The sequence below is a fragment of the Yinghuangia sp. ASG 101 genome (assembly GCF_021165735.1).
Classification (GTDB): domain Bacteria; phylum Actinomycetota; class Actinomycetes; order Streptomycetales; family Streptomycetaceae; genus Yinghuangia.
In genome coordinates, this window is the sequence record NZ_CP088911.1 from 92,488 (window position 1) to 110,468 (window position 17,981).

Annotated in this window: 19 protein-coding genes and 1 pseudogene; 3 read left to right on the forward strand and 17 right to left on the reverse strand. The window is 73.1% G+C overall.

The features are described 5' to 3' along the window. Positions 1-196: 196 nt before the first annotated feature. Entirely contained in the window at positions 197-889 is a 693-nt protein-coding gene (locus LO772_RS00455) for a TetR/AcrR family transcriptional regulator (RefSeq protein WP_231776271.1), read from the reverse strand. A gap of 109 nt (positions 890-998) precedes the next feature. Between LO772_RS00455 and LO772_RS00460 the strand changes: the two genes are divergently transcribed. Continuing rightward, the gene (locus tag LO772_RS00460; protein ID WP_231776272.1) at positions 999-1,931 is read left to right on the forward strand and encodes an alpha/beta fold hydrolase; all 933 of its coding nucleotides are present in this window, start codon (positions 999-1,001) and stop codon (positions 1,929-1,931) included. Between the two features lie 349 nt (positions 1,932-2,280). On the opposite strand, the gene LO772_RS00465 is transcribed toward LO772_RS00460, so the two are convergent. The 4 genes and pseudogenes from LO772_RS00465 to LO772_RS00480 all read right to left on the reverse strand — a co-directional run. Further along, positions 2,281-2,655: a fic family toxin-antitoxin system, toxin component gene (locus tag LO772_RS00465; RefSeq protein WP_231776273.1), complete on the reverse strand. Its 375-nt coding sequence runs from the start codon at positions 2,653-2,655 to the stop codon at positions 2,281-2,283. Next, complete coding sequence (locus LO772_RS00470; protein ID WP_231776274.1) at positions 2,652-2,867, reverse strand: hypothetical protein; 216 nt, start codon at positions 2,865-2,867, stop codon at positions 2,652-2,654. Before LO772_RS00470 ends, LO772_RS00465 begins: the two co-directional genes overlap by 4 nt. A 118-nt stretch (positions 2,868-2,985) precedes the next feature. After that, entirely contained in the window at positions 2,986-3,306 is a 321-nt protein-coding gene (locus LO772_RS00475; protein WP_231776275.1) for a hypothetical protein, read from the reverse strand. Positions 3,307-3,656: 350 nt separating this feature from the next. Further along, positions 3,657-3,833: pseudogene (locus tag LO772_RS00480) on the reverse strand (type III effector protein); the annotation flags it as partial. 136 nt (positions 3,834-3,969) lie between these two features. Between LO772_RS00480 and LO772_RS00485 the strand changes: the two are divergent. Both LO772_RS00485 and LO772_RS00490 read left to right on the forward strand, forming a co-directional pair. Then, on the forward strand, positions 3,970-4,401 hold the full coding sequence (locus LO772_RS00485; protein ID WP_231776276.1) for an Hsp20/alpha crystallin family protein: 432 nt from the start codon (positions 3,970-3,972) through the stop codon (positions 4,399-4,401). Between the two features lie 134 nt (positions 4,402-4,535). Continuing rightward, positions 4,536-4,778 carry a DUF2267 domain-containing protein gene (locus tag LO772_RS00490; protein ID WP_231776277.1) on the forward strand — a complete coding sequence of 81 codons (243 nt, stop codon included), beginning with the start codon at positions 4,536-4,538 and terminating at the stop codon, positions 4,776-4,778. Positions 4,779-4,882: 104 nt separating this feature from the next. On the opposite strand, the gene LO772_RS00495 is transcribed toward LO772_RS00490, so the two are convergent. The 12 genes from LO772_RS00495 to LO772_RS00550 all read right to left on the reverse strand — a co-directional run bounded on the left by LO772_RS00495 (position 4,883) and on the right by LO772_RS00550 (position 17,689). Next, positions 4,883-5,986 (reverse strand): LLM class flavin-dependent oxidoreductase, encoded by a 1,104-nt coding sequence (locus tag LO772_RS00495; RefSeq protein ID WP_231776278.1) that lies wholly within the window; start codon positions 5,984-5,986, stop codon positions 4,883-4,885. Positions 5,987-6,323: 337 nt separating this feature from the next. Then, positions 6,324-6,851, reverse strand: a complete 528-nt coding sequence (locus LO772_RS00500) for a flavin reductase family protein (RefSeq protein WP_231776279.1) — start codon at positions 6,849-6,851, stop codon at positions 6,324-6,326. Between the two features lie 181 nt (positions 6,852-7,032). After that, positions 7,033-7,797, reverse strand: coding sequence for an alpha/beta hydrolase (locus tag LO772_RS00505; protein ID WP_231776280.1), 765 nt, complete (start codon positions 7,795-7,797; stop codon positions 7,033-7,035). Next, complete coding sequence (locus LO772_RS00510; RefSeq protein WP_231776281.1) at positions 7,794-8,990, reverse strand: LLM class flavin-dependent oxidoreductase; 1,197 nt, start codon at positions 8,988-8,990, stop codon at positions 7,794-7,796. Before LO772_RS00510 ends, LO772_RS00505 begins: the two co-directional genes overlap by 4 nt. A gap of 4 nt (positions 8,991-8,994) precedes the next feature. After that, the gene (locus tag LO772_RS00515; protein ID WP_231776282.1) at positions 8,995-10,335 is read right to left on the reverse strand and encodes an acyl-CoA dehydrogenase family protein; all 1,341 of its coding nucleotides are present in this window, start codon (positions 10,333-10,335) and stop codon (positions 8,995-8,997) included. Positions 10,336-10,393: 58 nt separating this feature from the next. Then, entirely contained in the window at positions 10,394-10,810 is a 417-nt protein-coding gene (locus LO772_RS00520; RefSeq protein WP_231776283.1) for a molybdopterin-dependent oxidoreductase, read from the reverse strand. Positions 10,811-10,881: 71 nt separating this feature from the next. Next, the gene (locus LO772_RS00525) at positions 10,882-11,964 is read right to left on the reverse strand and encodes an LLM class flavin-dependent oxidoreductase (RefSeq protein WP_231776284.1); all 1,083 of its coding nucleotides are present in this window, start codon (positions 11,962-11,964) and stop codon (positions 10,882-10,884) included. Between the two features lie 42 nt (positions 11,965-12,006). Further along, entirely contained in the window at positions 12,007-13,047 is a 1,041-nt protein-coding gene (locus LO772_RS00530) for an ABC transporter ATP-binding protein (protein ID WP_231776285.1), read from the reverse strand. Then, positions 13,044-14,222, reverse strand: coding sequence for an ABC transporter ATP-binding protein (locus LO772_RS00535; protein WP_231776286.1), 1,179 nt, complete (start codon positions 14,220-14,222; stop codon positions 13,044-13,046). Before LO772_RS00535 ends, LO772_RS00530 begins: the two co-directional genes overlap by 4 nt. Next, on the reverse strand, positions 14,203-15,099 hold the full coding sequence (locus tag LO772_RS00540; protein WP_231776287.1) for an ABC transporter permease: 897 nt from the start codon (positions 15,097-15,099) through the stop codon (positions 14,203-14,205). The genes LO772_RS00535 and LO772_RS00540 overlap by 20 nt, the downstream gene beginning before the upstream one ends. Further along, the gene (locus LO772_RS00545) at positions 15,096-16,148 is read right to left on the reverse strand and encodes an ABC transporter permease (RefSeq protein ID WP_231776288.1); all 1,053 of its coding nucleotides are present in this window, start codon (positions 16,146-16,148) and stop codon (positions 15,096-15,098) included. Before LO772_RS00545 ends, LO772_RS00540 begins: the two co-directional genes overlap by 4 nt. Next, entirely contained in the window at positions 16,145-17,689 is a 1,545-nt protein-coding gene (locus tag LO772_RS00550) for an ABC transporter substrate-binding protein (protein ID WP_231776289.1), read from the reverse strand. Before LO772_RS00550 ends, LO772_RS00545 begins: the two co-directional genes overlap by 4 nt. Between the last annotated feature and the right edge of the window lie 292 nt (positions 17,690-17,981).

Sequence of the window (17,981 nt, forward strand, 5' to 3'; positions counted from 1 at the left end):
CCATCCGCTTCCCCTCCCTGCGGGCCATCGGCGCTCACGGCGAAATCGTCGACGGCATCCGGGGACCCCGGACTACCGTCTCCACCGGCGGGACCCGACCCTGGCTCAGGCCGCCGCGCTGCTGAAGCAGCGGCCCCGGGCCGGTGGTTCGGGGCACGGCGGCGACGTGGGGTGGCGCTGGAGCCGATGTCGCCGTTCACCCCGCGCGCAGCAGTCCCGTCAGCACTCCGGTCACGATGCGTGTGAACAATGCGTCCACCGACTCCGAGTCGGTGCCCGTGGACGCGAACGCGGCGGCCAGATGGGGGTGTTCGCCCCCGGCGGCGACTTGCGCCAGGTACGCGGCCTGCGCCTGCTGCCACTCCGGGATTCCCTTCCCGGCACGCGCCTGCGCGACCTCGGTGCGGGTGAGCGCCGACACGACGGCGCTCAGCACGGCGATGGCTTCCAGCTTGTCGCGCGTGGGCACGTCGACGTCGGCGACCGCCGCGAGGGCGTGTTCGAGGTACGCGACGGTGTTCGGGCCGAGCGGTGTGCGCGTCGCCGTGGCGTCGAGGAGCCACGGGTGCGCGAGGGTGACACGCCGGGACTCGCGCGCCAGGGCGAGCAGGTCGCGCAGCCAGTCGCCGGTGCGTGCCGGGTACCGGATCTCGGCGTGGGCGCGGTCGACCATGAGCTCGACCAGCTCTTCGCGCGTGGTGACGTACCGGTACAGCGACGCGGGGCCGGCGCCGAGGGCCTCCGCGACGGCGCGCATGGTGACGGCGGCCAGGCCGCGGGCGTCGGCGAGGTCGACGCCGGCGGAGGCGAGGGTGTCGCGGTCGTAGCCGGGGGCCGGTCCGCGCGAGGCGCGTTCGGGGCGGAGCCAGATGCTGTCGGCGGTGGTCACGGCACCCTTCCTTTTTCTGCGAACGATGTATGCAGTAGAGTAGCGGCACGAACTGCGAACGTTGATCGCAGTTATCGCGAAGGAAGACGAAGGAAGCGAGACCCACACCATGACCACGGACGCTGCTGCCCGGACCCCCCGCGTGTGGACCTCGACGCAGTACGCCCGCAACGGCGGCGTCGACATCGCGTACGACCGCCTCGAGGGCTCGCACGGCGAACCACTCCTCCTCGTCATGGGCCTCGCGACCGCCCGCTTCTGGTGGCCCGCGGGCCTGTGCGACGCGTTCGCCGATGCGGGCTTCGAGGTCGCCCGCTACGACCAGCGCGACGCGGGCGAGTCGACGCGGATGCCGGAGACGAAGACCGGCAACCCGTTCAAGGCGCTGTTCGGCAGGCGCAGCGAGGCTTACACGTCCGAGGACATGACCGACGATGCCATCGCGGTGATGGACGAGCTGGGCTGGGAGCGCGCCCACGTGTTCGGGCACTCGATGGGCGGGCTCATCGCGCAGCGCACCGCGCTGCGGCACCCCGACCGGGTGCTCAGCGTCACGTCCTCGGCCGCGCTGCCCAGCGACGCCGCCGGGCTTCGTGTACTGCGCTACCTGCGCTTCGGCCTGCTGGCCAAGCTCGCGCGTACCAAGTTCCCCGAGGGGCGCGAGGGCGACATCGAGGCATCGCTTGCGGTGTGGCGGGGGATCGCCTCGCCGGGCTACCCGTTCGACGAGGAGGCGGCCCGCGCGTGGGTCGAGGCCGAGGTCGACAGCGGGCCGCGCGACAAGAAGGCGCAGAGCCGCCAGATCGGCGCGCGGTGGCACGGCGCGACGCTGGCCGAACTGCGGCACCCGACCCTGGTGTTGCACGGCGAGGATGACCCAATCCTCAAGGTCCGGGCCGCACACGCCACCGCGAAGGCCATACGCGGCGCCCGCCTCGTCACGTTCCCCGGCGTCGGCCACGACCTGCCCGCCGCACTGTGGGGCGAGGTGGCAGCGCAGGTCGCGGGCGTAGCCGCAGCCGCGTCCGACCGCACGCCTTGACGGGCTGTTCCCATCGCGCGCCCGACGGATCTCGATGACGGCGACGTACTTCGGCGCCGTGCGGTCGGCAACGGCACCCTGAACAGCCGTAGGCCCCAACTCGGGGCGACGATCGAACGTGACCATCCCGAGATGGAGGCCACAGCCATTTTCCCAAGATCCTCACGCGGACACGCACCTCTCCGGGGTACGAGGTGCGCACCGCACCGCAAGTACCGCTGGCTGTTCATCTCCCGCATCGATGGCCTGTCGACGGCGGGTAACCCGACGGCAGTCGCAGTGGTAGACGCCGGCACGGCGCGTTCCGGCAGCGAGGCCCTGATCCCCGTCGTTTGCCGACCGGGCGGACTCAGCCGGTCCAGGTTCGGAGTACGGCGGCGATGTCGGGGACGGTGCAGGTGTCCTTGCGCAGTTCGGTGACCAGGGCGGTGATCTCGTCGCGGCCGAGTTTGGTGGCGATGCCGCACGCGGTGAGGTAGCCGTGGGCCACCGCGACGGCGACCGTCATGTTGGAACGCTCCAGCCATGCGATGCGCCCCAGGGTCTGGCACAAGGCGGCGGCGCGGACGAACGGGCCGGTGTAGACGCTCTGCCCCGCGAGAACCGCGTCATGGCGGGCGACCGCGGCGATGGGCAGGCCGTAGTCCTCGGGGGCGGGGTCGTTGTCACCCGCCTCGCGGGCGACCTCCAGGATCCAGGCCAGATCGACGGTCGGCTGCGTCACCGGTCCGCCGCCGCGAGCTCCTCGATGAGGTCACCGTATCCGGTGATCACCTCACGCGCGCCCTCGAGGAACCGCTCGCGCACGCCGTCGTTGTCGCGGCGCACGAGCTGCTCGATGTAGTCGTTCAGGGGCATGTGCCGCGTCTCCGCGGCCTGCCGAGCCATCTCCGCGGTCTCGTCGGTCATGCGCACGTTCACCTGGATCTTCGCCATACCCACGGAAGATACCACCAGATACCAAGCGGGGGGCGGCGTCACGCGACGAGCGCCTCCCGGGAACCCGGGAAGTGCGGCAGAAGACCGGCGGCCGGGGCGATGTCGGCGCCGACAATCACATGACCGCCTCGCACCTGACGGCGCGGCGTATCCGCCGCGATCCGCGGGTTGGTTCCGCGCTGTCGGCGAACCGGGCGCTGAACAGCGTGCGCAGGGACCGGCGGGAGAAGTCCTCCCAGTCCTGCGCGCCGGCCACGCCCAGGGAGAGCTCGCACCACAGGTCGGTGCCGGGTGCCGGCCCGAAGACCGCGAGTGGCGTCCGCATCTCCAGGTGCGGGAGGGCGTCCCCGAGCGTGGGCAGCGGGTTGGGGTCGGCGCGCCACGCGCCCAGGCGCACCACGCACTCCCCCGCCGGAATAGCGAAGTCGTGGAACACCGCGCCCTCTTCCCGAGCGCGGGGCTGGTGAGCACCGGCACCGGCTCGGTCTTGGAGACTTCGCGGGAGAACGTCTGGTTCCACGCCCATTCGAGCGGGTCCACGTTGGGTGGGATCCATCCGATGAAGGTCGACGCGTCGTTCGCCGCGCCGAAGACGGTGAAGGGCGACGACATGACGATCGCCTGGGGCATGGTCACCGTTCCGGACCGGAACAGGATGACCGGCGTCGCCCCCTCGAACCGCGGCTGTACAAAGGCACCGGCGTCGAACCCATCACCCCCGGCGCGAACTGAACCGAACACCGCGGCTGCTGCCGTGCCCGACCTGCGGCGAAGCCGCGGGCCGCCGAGGAGCGTCAGGGAGGCCAGCGCCTGTTCCGGCCCGGGACCGGGCGCCTCCGGGGTGTCCGGGGACTCCCGCTGGGCGTCGCGCGGGGCGTCGTCCATGGCGTGCAGGGCCGCCGCGGCGGCGAGGAACGACGCCGGGCCAAGGGCACGCGTACTGGTCGTGGACGGCTGGTCGGCGCGGTCACGGACACCTCCCTCTCATTGTCATCGCATAGACGACACCGTGTTTGTCATCCAATGGATGACGTGTGACAATCGTGTCAGTGAGGCGCATTGGCAGCAACTGCCTGAACCTGCTGGAGGTGTTTTCACGATGTTGATGCGCACCGACCCCTTCCGTGAGCTGGACCGGCTGGCGCGGCAGCTGATGGGCCCGGGCACCTGGTCCCGCCCGTCGGCGATGCCGATGGACGCCTACCGCGAGGGCGACGAGTACGTGGTGGCCTTCGACCTTCCGGGCGTCCCGGCGGACGCGATCGATATCGACGTCGAGCGGAACATGCTCACCGTCACGGCCGAGCGGCGGCCGGTGGCGAAGGCCGACGACGTGCAGATGGAGCTGTCCGAGCGGCCGCTGGGTGTCTTCTCCCGCCAGATCGTGCTGGCCGACACCCTCGACACCGAGCGCATCCAGGCCGACTACGACGCCGGGGTGCTCACCCTGCGCATTCCGATCGCCGAACGCGCCAAGCCCCGCAAGATCTCCGTCGGCGTCGGATCCGGCCACAAGGAGATCTCCCGCTGACACCGGCCGGACGGCTGCGGAGAGCGGGCACCTGATCTCCCCCTCATCCCGTTCTCCGCCGCCTCCGCGGGCAGTCCGATGAGGAAGAGGCGGCGGCCGGGATCACTCTGTGACACGCAGCGTTCCTCGGCCACGTGAAGGAACGCGGCGAGTACCACGCTCCGGAGGAAGCCGAGCGTGCGACCCGTGTGCTCCTCGCCCTCGTCGGCGCACACCTGGTCGGCGACATCCGCGCCCAGCCGGCGACGCGCCTGCCCGAGGAATTCGCCCTGATCCCGCTCAACCCGCCGACCAGCGCCCAGCCACCGCCCCGGAGCGGTTCGAACGGCAAGCTCATGACCCGTCCGGTCGCGGCGGGTCGGCACCCCCGGAGGTGAGTGAGGGCGCGGACATCCGGGCGGCGGAATCGGTAGCGCTGCCGGGCGCCACTGCCGCCGGGGGCGGGCGAACGGGCGCGGCGGGGGCTGGGCGGGCACCGGAGTCAGGGGGACGGAGGATGCCAGAGGCCTCGGTTGGTGAGGAGCGGGAAGACGCCTTCGGCGAAGTTGTAGGCCTCTTCGAGGTGGGGGATGCCGGACAGCACGAACTCGTCGACGCCGCTTCGGTGATACGTCTCGATGAGGTCGGCGACCTCGGTGTGGCTGCCCACGAGGGCGGTGCCCGCGCCGCCGCGCACCAGACCGATCCCGGCCCACAGACCGGGGTGGATCTCCAGGCGCTCGGTCGACCCGTTGTGCAGTTCGCGCATGCGGCGTTGGCCGGTCGATTCGCTGCGCGCCAGGGCGAGTTGCGTCTCGCGGATGCGTTCGGGGTCCATACCGGCGAGCAGGCGCTCGGCCTCGGCCCACGCCTGGGCCGAGGTGTCGCGGGTGATCACGTGCAGCCGGACGCCGAAGCGGGGCTTGCGGCCGTTCGCCGCGGCGGTCGCGCGGATCGCGTCGAACTTGTCGGCGACCTGCCGAGGAGGTTCCCCCCAGGTCAGGTACACGTCCGCGTGCCGTGCCGCGACCGACGTGGCGGCGGCCGAGGAGCCGCCGAAGTAGATTTCCGGGACCGGTGCGGGCAGCCGGGTCAGTTCGGCCCGTTCGACGCGCAGGTGTTCCCCGTGGTGGTCGACGGTCTCGCCTGCCCACAATCGCCGGACGATGTCGAGGAATTCGTCCGTCCGCGCGTAGCGTCCGTTCTTGTCGAGGAAGTCACCGTAGGCGCGCTGCTCGGGCGACTCGCCGCCGGTGACCACGTTGAGCAGGAGTCGTCCGCGTGACTGGTTCTGGTAGCTGGCGGCCATCTGGGCGGCCAGGGTCGGGCTGATCTGCCCCGGGCGGAACGCCACGAGGAATTTCAGGCGTTCGCTGACCTGGGTGAGCATCGCCGTGGTCAGCCACGCGTCCTCGCACCACCTGCCGGTGGGGGTCAGCGCGCCGACGAAGCCGAGTTGCTCGGCCGCGCGGGCGATCTGGCCGAGGTAGGCGATGTTCGGCGGGCGGTCCGACCCCGCGGTCCCGGGTGTCGAGCCGTGGCCGCCCCCGACGACGTGCCGGCTGTCGCCGGTGGTGGGCAGGAACCAGTGGAAGGCCAGTGACATGCGGACTCCTGGGCGATGGATCAGGCGGTGGTCGGTGACGCGAGCGGTGAAGATCCCCGAGCGGTGGCGGGCGGGCGCCCATGCCGGGACGCCCGCCCGCGCTGCCGGACAGCGACGGCCCCGGGCGGCCGGCCCGGCGACGGACCTGCCGAGCAGGCCGGGTCGGGACGACGGTTCGGTGCGGCGGGCAGCGACGCGGGCGCCCGGGGACGACACCTGCGCGCACCCGCAGGCGGCACCGGCGGCACGGCCTTGTGTCAGTGGCCCGGACAGCCAGGCGCAGTCGCCCGGGGCCGCGGCCCGTGGACCGCCGTGCGCACCGGGGCCCTCACTCAGCTCACGGTGAACCCGCCGTACGCGCCGTCGTGGTGCACGAGCGGGGCACCCCCTCCCGTGCCTCGGCGGCGCGCACCTCGCCGACGACGAGAACATGGTCGCCGACCGGCTGCACCAGGACCGTGCGCGCGGTCAGCCATGCCGCGGTGCCCGCCAGGATGGGCACCCCCTGCTCCCCCGGTGCCCAGTCGGTGTCCGCGAAACGGTCCACGCCCCGGCGGGCGAAACGCGCCGCCAGTTCCTCCTGATGGCGCCCGAGTATGTGCACCGCGAAGAGTCCGGCGCCGCGCACCGCGGACGCCGACGAAGCCGTCGCCGACACGTAGAAGGACACAAGGGCGGGCTCCAGGCTCACGGCGGTGAACGACGTCGCGGTGAACCCGGCCGGACCGGGCACCGTGATGACCATCACGCCCGCCGCGTGCCTGCGAAGCGTGCGCCGCAGGACGTCGCCGCCTGCCGCGGGCGACGCGGGCGCGTCGATCACCGGGACGGTTGCGCGGCTGTCCTGGTCGCGGGTCGTGGGCATGCTGGTGCTCCTCTCGACGGTGTGCGGGGTCGCGGACGCAAGCGGTGGGTTCCCTCCGGCGGGCGGGGCGTGACGGAAGTGGCGTCGGACGTGGACCGGCGTCCGCGCGGCGGAGGCGCCGTGACTTCGTCCGGGTACGGACTCCCGTGCGGTGGCCGGGAGTTCGCGGACGGCGGGGCGGTCACGAGGACGGTTCCTCGACGGTCAGTACGCGCGGTTGCCCCGGCCCGCCGCGCAGGCGCTCCAGCCACTGGACGATCTGTGCCGCCACGCTGCGGTGCGCCGCGTCGTTGAGCACGTCGTGTCGCCCGTCCGAGACGGCGACGAGGGTGGTACGGGCCGAGGAGGCGGCGAGGTCGCGGATCTTGGTGATCGGCGCGACGGGGTCCGCCTCGCCGTGGAGTACCAGGACGGGCAGTTCTCCGCTGATCAACACCTCTTTCACGGAGGGGAGTTCGTCCGGTGCGGCCGCCGCCAGCGCGCCCCGGGCGAAGTCGGGGTCGGAGGCGAGCACGCCCCGGTGCGCGGGGCAGGCGGTGCGTGCCGCGAGTTCGTCCTCCCAGTCGAGCGGCGCCGACCGGGCCGTGTCCGCCACCGGCAGCCCGACGAGGATGAGCCCCGCGGGCCGCACGCCGTCGCGTGCGACGGCGCCTGCGGCGTACAGGGCGCCGACGTCGGACCCGCCCAGCGCCACGGGGGCGGGGTACCGTGTCGCGGCTTCCGCGAACGCGGCGGCCACCGAGGCGGGTTCGGTGTCCGCGGTGATCTCCGGGACATGAACGACGTATCCGTCCGCGGCGAGCCGTCGGCCGAATCGGGCGTATACGCCCGCCGTTTCGCCGCGTCCGGGCACGAAGACGAGGGTGCCGCGCACGGCGGCGTCCTCCGCGGGGGTCCAGACCGTGCCGGGCCGGACGGTCTCGGAGGCCGAGGCGGCGGCGCTCACCGGCTGCTTCCCAGCGCAACCGGGGTGGCGGGCGCGGCAGCGGCGTCCGCGGGGCCGACCGGTTCCTCCGAGGACGGGCCGGTCGCCGCGCGGTCGCGGCGGGCGACCTCCTGGCGGACCAGCGGCAGCAGGTCCCGGCCGTAGTCGACCACGTCCGGAAGCGGGTCGTAGCCGCGGATCAGCAGAGTGGTGACGCCGATGTCGACGTAGTCGAGCAGTGCCTGCGCCACGGTTTCCGGGGAGCCGACGAGCGCGGTCGAGTTCCCGGCCGCGCCGGTCGCGGCGGCGGGTGCGGTCCACAGCGCGCGGTCGTGCCGGTCGGCTTTCGCCGCGGCGGCCAGCAGGCGTTGCGAACCGACGTTCTGCGGGCGGGCGTTCGGGCCGACGGGGAGGAGGGGCCGCTTGCCGACGGCCGATCCGGCGCTGTGGCCGCGCTCCTGGATGGTCCGCAGGATGGCGTGTGCGCGTTCCCACGCCTCCTCGTCGGTGCGGCCGAGGATGGGCCGGAAGGAGACGCTGATGCGCGGAGGCCGGGCGCGGCCCGCTGCGGCTGCGGCGGCTCGTACCGAGGCGATCTGCTCGGCGGTCTCCGCGAGGGGTTCGCCCCACAGGGCGAAGACGTCGGCGTGCTTGGCGCCGACGCGGTAGGCGGCTTCGGACGAGCCGCCGAAGTAGACCGGGATGCGCGGCTGTTGCACGGGGCGTACGTCGCTGTGGAAGTCGGCGAGCCGGTAGTGCGGACCGTCGTGGTCGAAGGGCTCGTCGCTGGTCCACGCCTTGGTGAGCACGTCGAGGTAGTCGTCGGTACGGGCGTAGCGCTCGTCCTTGGGCAGGTAGTCCCCGTCCCGCCGCTGTTCGGCGTCGTGGCCGCCGGTGATGATGTGCACGGCGAGCCGGCCGCCGGAGAACTGGTCGAGGGTGGCGAATGTCCGCGCGGCGAGCGTGGGGGCGACGAAGCCGGGCCGGTGGGCGAGCAGCAGTCCGAGCTTTTCGGTGTGCGCGGCGACGTGGGCGGCGACCTGTCCGCCTTCGGGTGCGCTGGAGCCGTAGCCGATCAGGATGCGGTCGAACCCGGCGTCTTCGTGGGCGCGGGCGAAGCGGCGGGTGTAGTCGGGGTCGACGACGGGCCCGGCGGGTGGCCGGGTCTCGGAAACCTCGGTGGTGCCGATCATGCCGATGAATTCGACGGGCATGGTGTCACTGGCCTTTCGTGGGCTGAGTCGGGCGGGCTGGGGTCCGGGGAGCCGGAGTCGAGCGGGCGGGGCGGCGCAGCGCGGCCTGCCCGGTCGCGAGGAGGACGGTGTCGTCCTGCGGGGTGTGGATGCGGCTGCAGAGCACGTCGCGCAGGTGGCGTTGCAGCGGGTTGGCACGGCTGAGGGCGTTGTTGCCGAGCAGCGCGACGGCTTGTTCGACGGCGCCGATCGCGGCGCGGGTGCCGATCACTTTGGCGCCCGCGGACTGTTCGGCGGCTCCGGGTTCGGCGGCGTCGACTCCTTCGGCCAGTGCGGCGACGAGGCGTTCGGCGGCGCCGAGCGCGACGTCGATCTCGCCGACGGCGGTCTGGAACCTCGGGAGTGTCGCGAGCGGCGCGCCCAGGGCGGTGGGGACGCGTTCGTGCAGGAATCCGGTGAGCCACTCCTGTGCGGCGCGGGCGACGCCGAGGTACAGGGCGGTGAGTCCGAGGCAGTTCCAGGCGCCGGTGACGACGTCGCGTCCGGGGTCGTCGCCGGGTGCGAGGAGCCCGGTGTTGTGGTCGAGCGGCACGCGGACGGCGTCGAAGACCACGTCGTCGCTGCGGCTGGCGCGCAGGCCCAGGTGGTCCCAGGTCGGGCGTACGTCGATGCCGGGACTGTCCGTGCGTACGAGGAACGTCCCCACGCGGGTGGGGTCTTCGTCGGTGCGGGCCCAGACCAGCATCCAGCGCAGCGCGGCCGCGCCGGTGGAGAAGATCTTGTGCCCGGTCAGCTCCCAGTGGTCGGTGCGGTGGCGCGCGGTGGTCGCGGGGAGGCCGCCGCGGGCGGGGCTGCCCAGTTCGGGTTCGACCCGGAGGGCGTTCAGCAGCGTGGGGCGGTCGGCGGAATCCGCGACCAGTTCGGCGTACAGCGCGGGCGGCCAGTGGGGTTTGCGGGCCTGCGCCGCGTGGGTGAACAGGGTCATGGCCGTGATGAGGGCGACCGCGGGGTCTCCCGCGCCCAGCGTGCGCAGGATGCGCACGGTGTCGGCCAGGCCGCCGCCGGGGCCGCCGAACGCGGTGCCGACGGTGGCGGTGAGGAGGCCGGCCCGGTACACGTGCCGGATGCCGTCGTGGGGCAGCGACGCGTCCTGGTCATGCTGTGCCGCGCGTTGGGCGAGCGCGGCGGTGACGCTGCCCAGCTCCGTCCAGCTCGGTGGTGCGAGATCCGCGGGCCCGGTCGGGTCGGGAGCCGCGACCGGTGTGGCGGCGTCTGACGGCGGATCGAGCCCGGGGCCGTGGCGGGGGCGCGGGGCCGCGTCCCGGTCGGCGGCGTGGTGCGGGGGTGTGGAGGGGGGTGAGGTCATCGGTCGGTCTCCGTGTCCTCGGCGGCGGATATGACGAACGGGGGCGGTGTGCGGACGATCACGGTGTCCGGGCGGCCGATCGCCCGGCGCAGCCTTCCGAGGTCCTGGTGGTGGTGGAAGCGATTGCCTCCGGCCCAGTGGGCGAGCCGGACGATCCGCCGAACGGCGCCTGGTTGCCGTGTTCGCGGCGGAGCCGGGCGAGTTCGGCGGCGGCCAGGTCGAGCGTGTGGTCCCACTCGACCTCGACGAACGGCTCGGTGCCGCGTGCGGTGGTGGGTCCGCGGCCGTTGTCGAGCCGGCCGCGGCGGACCGCGGGCCGCCGGACCCGGGGGTGGTCGAGCGCCCCGGCGACCCCGCCCTGGAGCGGGGACGGTGCGGGGTCGTCCGGGTGCGGCAGTACGTCGATGCCGCCGCGCTCGGTGCGCCGGACGCGGAACGCGCCCCAGTGCGAGGTCGTGGGTGCGGTGGTGCTCATGCGGGCGCCTCGCCGCGGGAGCGGGAGGCGGGGCGCCCGCGCGTGGGCGCCCCGCTCACCGGTTCGCCGGGTCATGCGCCCGCGACTCCGGCCAGGGCGCCGCGGTCGGTCTGCTCGCGGACCAGGGTGACCAATCGGCCGTAGTCCCGGGCGTCGGCCAGCGCGTCGAATCCTCGGATCAGCAGGGTGCCGACACCCAGCGCGGTGTAGTCCAGGAGGGATTCGGCGACCTGTTCGTAGGACCCGACCAGCGCGGTGGAGTTCCCGGCCGCGCCGGTGGCCTTGGCGACCGCGGTCCACAGGCGCTTGTCGTGCACGTCGCCTTGCGCGGCGTAGCCGAGCAGGCGGCGCGACCCCTCCTGTGCCGAGGAGTCGAGGTTGAATTCGCGGCGCAGCTCTCCGACGCGCTCGCGGGTGAGCCGCAGGATGTCGGCGGCCCGTTCCCACGCGGCGGCTTCGGTCTCGGCGGGGATCGGGCGCAGGCTCACACTGAATCCCGGGGAGCGTCCGTACGGTTCGGCGGCGGCCCTGACCTGCCGGATGCGCTCGGCGATGCCGGCGAGCGGCTCGCCCCAGAAGGCGTACACGTCGGCGTGCCGGCCGCCGACGCGGACCGCGTCGTCGGACGCGCCGCCGAAGTAGACCGGGATGGGTTTCTCGGGCCGGACGCCGGAGAGGGCTCCCCTGACGGTGTAGAACTCGCCGGTGTGGTCGAAGGGTTCGGCAGACTCCCAGGTCTTGCGGACGACCTGGAGGAAGTCGTCGGTACGGCGGTAGCGGGTCTGCTTGTCGCTCAGGTCGCCGTCGCGGGCCTGGTCGGCGTCGTCGCCGCCGGTGATCACGTGCAGGGCGACGCGGCCGGGGTGGAACGCGTCCAGCGTGGCGAACTTGCGCGCGGCCAGCGTAGGTGAGACGAAGCCGGGCCGGTGCGCGAGCAGGACGCCCAGACGTGTGGTGTGGGTGAGGATCTGGTCGGCGACGACGAAGCCGTCGGGGCTGGCCGAGGAGTGCGCGACGAGGACCCGGTCGAAGCCGGACTCCTCGTGTGCGAGGGCGATTGCGCGCAGGTAGTCGGGCTGCACGGTGGGGCCGGGCGACGTTTCGATCTCGCCGAAGGCCTTGGTGGCGGCGATGCCGATGAATTCGACGGGCATGGCGGTACTCCGATTCGTGGTGCGGGCCGGGGAGTCGGGCGGTCAGTCGGCGGCGGTGGCGAGGGTGGCGGGCCACGTGTCCGAGTGGTGGCATGCGGCGCCGTGGTCCGCGCCGTGTTCACGGGTGGCCGGATGGGTCCGGCAGGCGTCCGACGCGAAGCGGCAGCGCTGCGTGAACACGCAGGCGCCTTGCGGAGGTTCGCCGGTCCAGGCGGGGCGTGTGCCGGTCGGGCGCAGCAGGGCGGCGCGGTGGCCGGTTCGGGGCCGCACGCTGGGCGCGGACGCGGTGAGCAGTGCGGTGTACGGGTGCAGGGGTGCGCCGAGGACCTGCTCGGACGGGCCGTACTCGACCACGCGGCCGCGGTAGAGCACGGCGATGCGGTCCGCGATTCCGGCGAGCGAGGCGAGGTCGTGTGAGATGACGACCAGGGCGAGGCCGAGGGTGCGGCGCAGTTCGTCGAGCAGCAACAGCACGTGGTTGCGGTTGGACGCGTCCAGGGCGCTGACGGGTTCGTCGGCGATGAGCAGCCGGGGGCGGGTGACGACGGCGCGGGCGAGCGAGACGCGCTGGCGTTGACCGCCGGAGAGCCGTCCCGGCGTGCGGGTGGTGAACTCGGCCGAGAGGCCGACGGATTCGAGGGCTTCGGCCACGCGGCTGTCGCGTTCGGCCCGGTCGGTCAGGCCCCCGACGGTGAGGGGTTCGGCGATGATCTCGCCGACGGTGAGGTCGGGGTCGAGGGAGCGCAGCGGGTCCTGGAACATGTACTGCACGCGTCCGCCGCGCCGGTGTGCGCGCAGTGCCTTGCCGCGCAGCCCGGTGACCGGTGTGCCGTCCACGGTGATCAGGCCGGAGCGTACGGGGGCCAGGCCGACCACGGCGCGCGCGAGCGTGGTCTTGCCCGAGCCGGTTTCGCCGATCACCCCGAGGATCTCTCCGGCCCGGGCGTCGAGGGAGACGTCGTTCAGGACGGGTTCGCCGGCACGGTCGCGGGCGGCGTAGGCGACGGAGAGGCCGCGTACCTCCAGCACCGCGTCGGCGGGGGCGTGCGGCGCGCGGCGCGGCTCGGTCGCGGTGAGGGTCATGCGTCCGCCTCCTGGAGTCGTGGTCCGTTCGTACGCGGTGGGGTGCGGTCGGTTTCGTGGGCCTTTTCGGGTCCGTTGGTCGGTCCGGCGACCGCGGCGGTGAAGGCCGCGGGCAGGGCCGGGTCGTCGGCTCGCGCGCAGCGGACGCGGCGGCCGTCGGGGCGCTGGGTGAGCGGCACCGGTCCTTGTGCGCAGGCGGGGGCGGCGAACGCGCAGCGGTCGGCGAACCGGCATCCGGCGGTGGCCGTGCCGGGTTCCGGCGGGCGGCCGGGGATCACCGCGAGGTCGCGGCGGCTCCAGTCGCCGACGGAGGCGACGCGCAGGAGTGCGGCGGTGTAGGGGTGGGCGGGCGCCGCGATCACGTCGGTGGTGGGGCCGTCCTCGACGATCTCGCCGGCGTAGAAGACCAGGACGCGGTCGCAGACTTCGGCGACGACCGCGAGGTCGTGGGTGACCAGGAGCAGGGCGAGTCGGCGTTCGGTGCGCAGCCGGGCGAGGAGTTCGAGGACTTCGGCCTGGATGACGGTGTCGAGTGCGGTGGTGGCCTCGTCGGCGACGAGGAGTTCGGGTTCGCCGCCGACCGCGATGGCGATCAGGATGCGTTGCAGCATCCCGCCGGAGAGCTCGTGCGGGTAGCGGTGGTAGACGTCGTCGGGCCGGTGGAGGCCGACCGAGGCGAAGAGTTCGATCGCTCGGGTGCGGGCGGCGGCGCGGGTCAGTCCGAGGCGTACGCGGAGGGGTTCGGCGAGTTGCCGGCCGACGGTGATCGAGGGGTTGAGGTAGGAGGCGGGGTCCTGGAAGACGGCGCCGAGCCGGGTGCCTCGGACGCGTTCCCATTGCCGGGCGGTGAGTGCGGTGAGGTCGGTCCCGGCGAGGTCGATGCGGCCCTCGGTCAGTCGGACGCCGGGGGCGGCGACGCCGAGCACGGAGCGGCAGGTCAGTGTCTTGCCGCTGCCGGACTCGCCGACGATGCCGACTGCTTCGCCTTCGTGGACCCGGAAGGACACGTCGCGCACGGCCTCCGTGCGTGCCGCGCCGACGGCGATGTGCAGTCCGTCGACGGTCAGTACCGGGCGCGGTTCCCGCGTGTCGGAGTCATGCGGGCGCGGCACTTCGGGGTGCCCGGTCGGGGTGACGGCGGGCGCGGCGGGAGGTTCAGACGGTGACGGCGGCACGGCGTTCCTCCTTCCGCGGATCGGGTGTGGGGGCCGGAGCCGGGCCGGGCGCGGTGTCGTCGCGGGCGGCGCCGCCGTCGCGGATGGCGTCGGCGAGCAGGTTGAGGGCGCCGACGGTGAGCACGATCATCGTGGCGGGGATGACCGGCGCCCAGGGCTGCTGCGCCAGGTAGCCGAGGTCCGCCGCCAGCATGCCGCCCCAGGTGGGTGCCGGGGGCTGGACGCCGATGCCGAGGAAGGTGAACGAAGTCACCGCCAGCAGGGCGGCGGCGAGGGCCTGAGCGGTCGTGACCGCCACGGTTGGCAGCACCTTCGACCACAGGTGCGTGCGCAGGATCCAGCGCCGTGACGCGCCCATGAGTTCGGCGGCCTGGACGTACTGGGCCTGCATGAGGCCGAGTGCGGCGGCGCGGGTGATGCGGAAGAACAGCGGGGCCAGCAGCACGCCGAGGGCGAGCATCGCCTGGTGCAGGCCGTTGCCGAAGATGCCGATGACCGAGATGACGAAGAGCGTGTACGGCAGCGTCATCAGCGCCTCGACCGCACGCAGCGAGACCCAGGAGAGGGTGCGGCCCAGCCACAGCGACGCGATTCCCGGGACGACGCCGATGAGCATCGCGGTGCCCACGGCCTCCAGGATCCCCACGATCGAGTCGGTGGTGCCGGCCAGGAGTCGGCTGAGGACGTCGCGGCCGAGGTAGTCGGTGCCGAGCAGGTGGTCCGCGCTGGGGCCCTGCAGCATGTTCTCGGGTTTCTGGGCGAGCGGGTCCCGTGGTGCGAGGTTGTCGCCGAAGACGGTGAGCAGGGCGATGAGGGCGAGGATCGGCAGGGCGATTTTGGCGCTGCGCATGCGGGCGGTACGGCGCAGTGTTCTCACGGCCCGGCCTCCTTCGGCGTGGCCGCGCGGTCGCCGCGGCGCGCGGTCGGGGTGAGCGCGAGGAGGGTCGCGTCGACGACGAGGTTGGCGATCAGGACGACCGCGACGGTGACCAGCAGGGTGCCCTGGATGAGCGGGACGTCGTGTTGGGCCGCGGCGTCGAGGGAGAGCTTGGCGAGGCCGGGGAGGTTGAAGATGCTTTCGGTGACCACCGCGCCGCCGATCAGCATCGGCACGCTGATCCCGAGCGTGGTGACGGCGGGTCCGACGGCGTTGCGCAGGGCGTGCCGGAACAGCACGCGCCGCGCGGGCAGTCCGCGCATCACGGCGCCGGTGACGTAGTTCTCGCGCAGGGCGCCGACCAGTGAGGTGCGCAGTTGGCGGGCGATCGCGGCGGCGGCGTCCAGGCTCAGGGCCAGGGCGGGCAGGGCGGCGAAGCGCAGCCACTGGACGGGGTCCTGACCGAACGGCACATAGCCGCCGGACGGGAGCAGCCCGGCCTGTACGGACACCACCGAGATCAGCGCGATGGCGATGACGAAGGCGGGCAGGGTGCTCAGGATCGAGCAGACCGCGGTGATCGTCAGGTCGAGCGGGCCACCGTTGCTGCGGGCGGCAGCGATCCCCGCGGCGCCTCCGAGCACGACGGAGAACAGCAGCGCGAGGCCGGAGATGGACAGCGTCACGGGGAGCGCCGCGGAGATGCTGTCCGACACCGGGATGGTGGTGAACCAGGAGCGTCCCAGGTCGCCGGTGAGGGCGTTGCCCAGCCAGCTCGTGAACTGGACGAACACCGGCCGGTCGAGGCCGAATTCGTGGTTCATGCGGTCGATGTCCTCGGGTGTCGCGGTCTCGCCGAGCACGGCCGCCGCCGGGTTCGTGTCGGCCATCGCGCCGAGGCCGAAGGTGATCGCGGAGGCGATGAGGAAGATCGTCGCCGTGCTGAGCAGCGCTTTGCCCAGAGGGCGTGGGGTGCGCGCGGCGCGTCGGACGAACAGGCGTCCCGCGCCCGCCCATCGCGCGCCGTCGACCGGCAGCACCGACGTCACGACGTGGTCACCCCTTCGAAGCGCTGGACGGCCGTGAAGGCGGGGATCGGCGAGACGCTGCGGTGCCGCGCGAGGATCCGGGGCACGGAGTAGAGGAAGACGTTGGGCATGGTGCGGACCGCGAGCGCGGTGGCGGCCTGCAGGTTGGCCGGGTAGTCGGGCGAGTCCAGGGGTGTCCGGGAGACCTTGTCGACGGCGGCCTTCAGCTCGGGCGGCGTGGTGCGGCCGGGGTTCATCAGGCCCTGCTCGCCGAACAGCACCTGGAAGGCCTGGACCGTGGAGTCGCGGCCGGCGAACTGGTCGATGAACAGCGCCTTGGAGTGCTGGATGTAGACGATCTGGGTGGCCTGCGCCTCGGGGATGACCTCGATGGTGGTCTTGAACCCGACCGCCTTGAGCTGGGCCTGCAGTTGTTCCGGGAGGCCCTGCGACGTGGTGGTCGTGATGGTCAGGTCCACCCCGTCGGGGTGTCCGGCCTGGGCGAGGAGGGCGCGGGCCTTGTCCGGGTCGTACGGGAACAGGTCGGCCGAGCCCGGGTCGTACCCCACATAGCCCTTCGGGAAGGGCTGGTAGGCGACGTCACCGTAACCGAACAGCCCGGTCTTGAGGAGGGCTTGGCGGTCGACGGCGTGCTTGAGCGCCTGGACGACCAGCGGGTTGTCGAAGGGTGCCCTGGTGGAGTTGACGTCCAGCACCGCGACCACGAGGGACGGGATGACCTGGACCTCCAGCCCCGCCGCCTTGGCCGCCTCGACCTGGCTGCCGGGGATCTGCGCGACGTTGTACTGCCCGGACTGGAGCGCCCCGACCACCGTGGCGGGGTCCGGCAGTGGGTAGACCTCGAAGTTGTCCACCTTGATGGAGGCCGCGTCCCAGTAGGTCGGGTTGCGCTTGAGCGCGGCCTTGGCGTTCTGGGTATACGAGGTGAGCGTGTACGGTCCCGCGCCCGCGGGGCGGGTGGCCAGGCCCGCGGGGTCGCTCTCGAACGCCTTCGGGTTGACGATCATCCCGGTCTTGCCGGCGAGCAGGTTGGGCAGTTGGTAATCGGGCTTGTTGAGGTTGATCACGACGGTCAGCGGGTCGGGCGCGGCGACGTCCGCGACGCTCGTCAACTGCGGCGCGACCAGGGACTTCGGCTCGCTTCGGCCTCGGTCCAGGCTCTTCTTGACGGCGGTCGCGTCCAGCGGCGAGCCGTCGGAGAACGTGAGCCCGGGGCGCAGTGTGAAGGTGACGGAGGTGCCGTCGGGGCTGTACTTCCAGCCGGTCGCGAGCGCCGCGACGGCGTCGCCCTTCTCGTTGAGTTTGGTCAGGCCCGCGTAGACCAGCGAGAGATCGTGCACGTCCCAGCCCGCGGAGGAGAAGACCGGGTCCCACGACGTGGGAAGCGCCCAGCCCCACTTGATCGTTCCGCCGCCGGCAGCGCCGCCGGCGGTGCTGCCTCCGCCGCACGCGGCCAGCGTGAGGGCGGCCCCGGCGCCGAGCCCGAAGCCCAGGAAGGAGCGTCTGCTGAGGGCGGAAGCGCTGCTGCGGGAAGCGTTCATGATGGTGGGTCACCTTTCGGGCGCAGGCTCCGGCCGGCCATCGGTGGGCCGGTGGGCGTACGAGTGGATACCGCGGGGCACCGGGGCGACGGCGCTGTCGGCCTCGGGTGGGGTATGCGGTGTCAGGCGCTTGGCAGAGGTTTGTCGGCAGGTGGCGGGCGCGGGGTTGTTCCCGACCGCTTGCGCGCGGGCACGCGTCAGGCGGACGCGGCGTGGTCGGGGTGGGCCGGGTGCGGCTGCGGCAGGGCACGGCGCTCGGGGTCGCGGCGGTCCGCACGGCCCCACGGGGGCG

Excerpts from the sequence above, each read along its gene's own strand:
- LO772_RS00500 (WP_231776279.1), bottom strand. The coding sequence starts at position 6,851 with ATGCCCACGACCCGCGACCAGGACAGCCGCGCAACCGTCCCGGTGATC.
- LO772_RS00510 (WP_231776281.1), bottom strand. The coding sequence starts at position 8,990 with ATGCCCGTCGAATTCATCGGCATGATCGGCACCACCGAGGTTTCCGAG.
- LO772_RS00550 (WP_231776289.1), bottom strand. The coding sequence starts at position 17,689 with ATGAACGCTTCCCGCAGCAGCGCTTCCGCCCTCAGCAGACGCTCCTTC.
- LO772_RS00460 (WP_231776272.1), top strand. The coding sequence starts at position 999 with ATGACCACGGACGCTGCTGCCCGGACCCCCCGCGTGTGGACCTCGACG.
- LO772_RS00530 (WP_231776285.1), bottom strand. The coding sequence starts at position 13,047 with ATGACCCTCACCGCGACCGAGCCGCGCCGCGCGCCGCACGCCCCCGCC.
- LO772_RS00485 (WP_231776276.1), top strand. The coding sequence starts at position 3,970 with ATGTTGATGCGCACCGACCCCTTCCGTGAGCTGGACCGGCTGGCGCGG.
- LO772_RS00470 (WP_231776274.1), bottom strand. The coding sequence starts at position 2,867 with ATGGCGAAGATCCAGGTGAACGTGCGCATGACCGACGAGACCGCGGAG.
- LO772_RS00520 (WP_231776283.1), bottom strand. The coding sequence starts at position 10,810 with ATGAGCACCACCGCACCCACGACCTCGCACTGGGGCGCGTTCCGCGTC.
- LO772_RS00525 (WP_231776284.1), bottom strand. The coding sequence starts at position 11,964 with ATGCCCGTCGAATTCATCGGCATCGCCGCCACCAAGGCCTTCGGCGAG.
- LO772_RS00515 (WP_231776282.1), bottom strand. The coding sequence starts at position 10,335 with ATGACCTCACCCCCCTCCACACCCCCGCACCACGCCGCCGACCGGGAC.
- LO772_RS00495 (WP_231776278.1), bottom strand. The coding sequence starts at position 5,986 with ATGTCACTGGCCTTCCACTGGTTCCTGCCCACCACCGGCGACAGCCGG.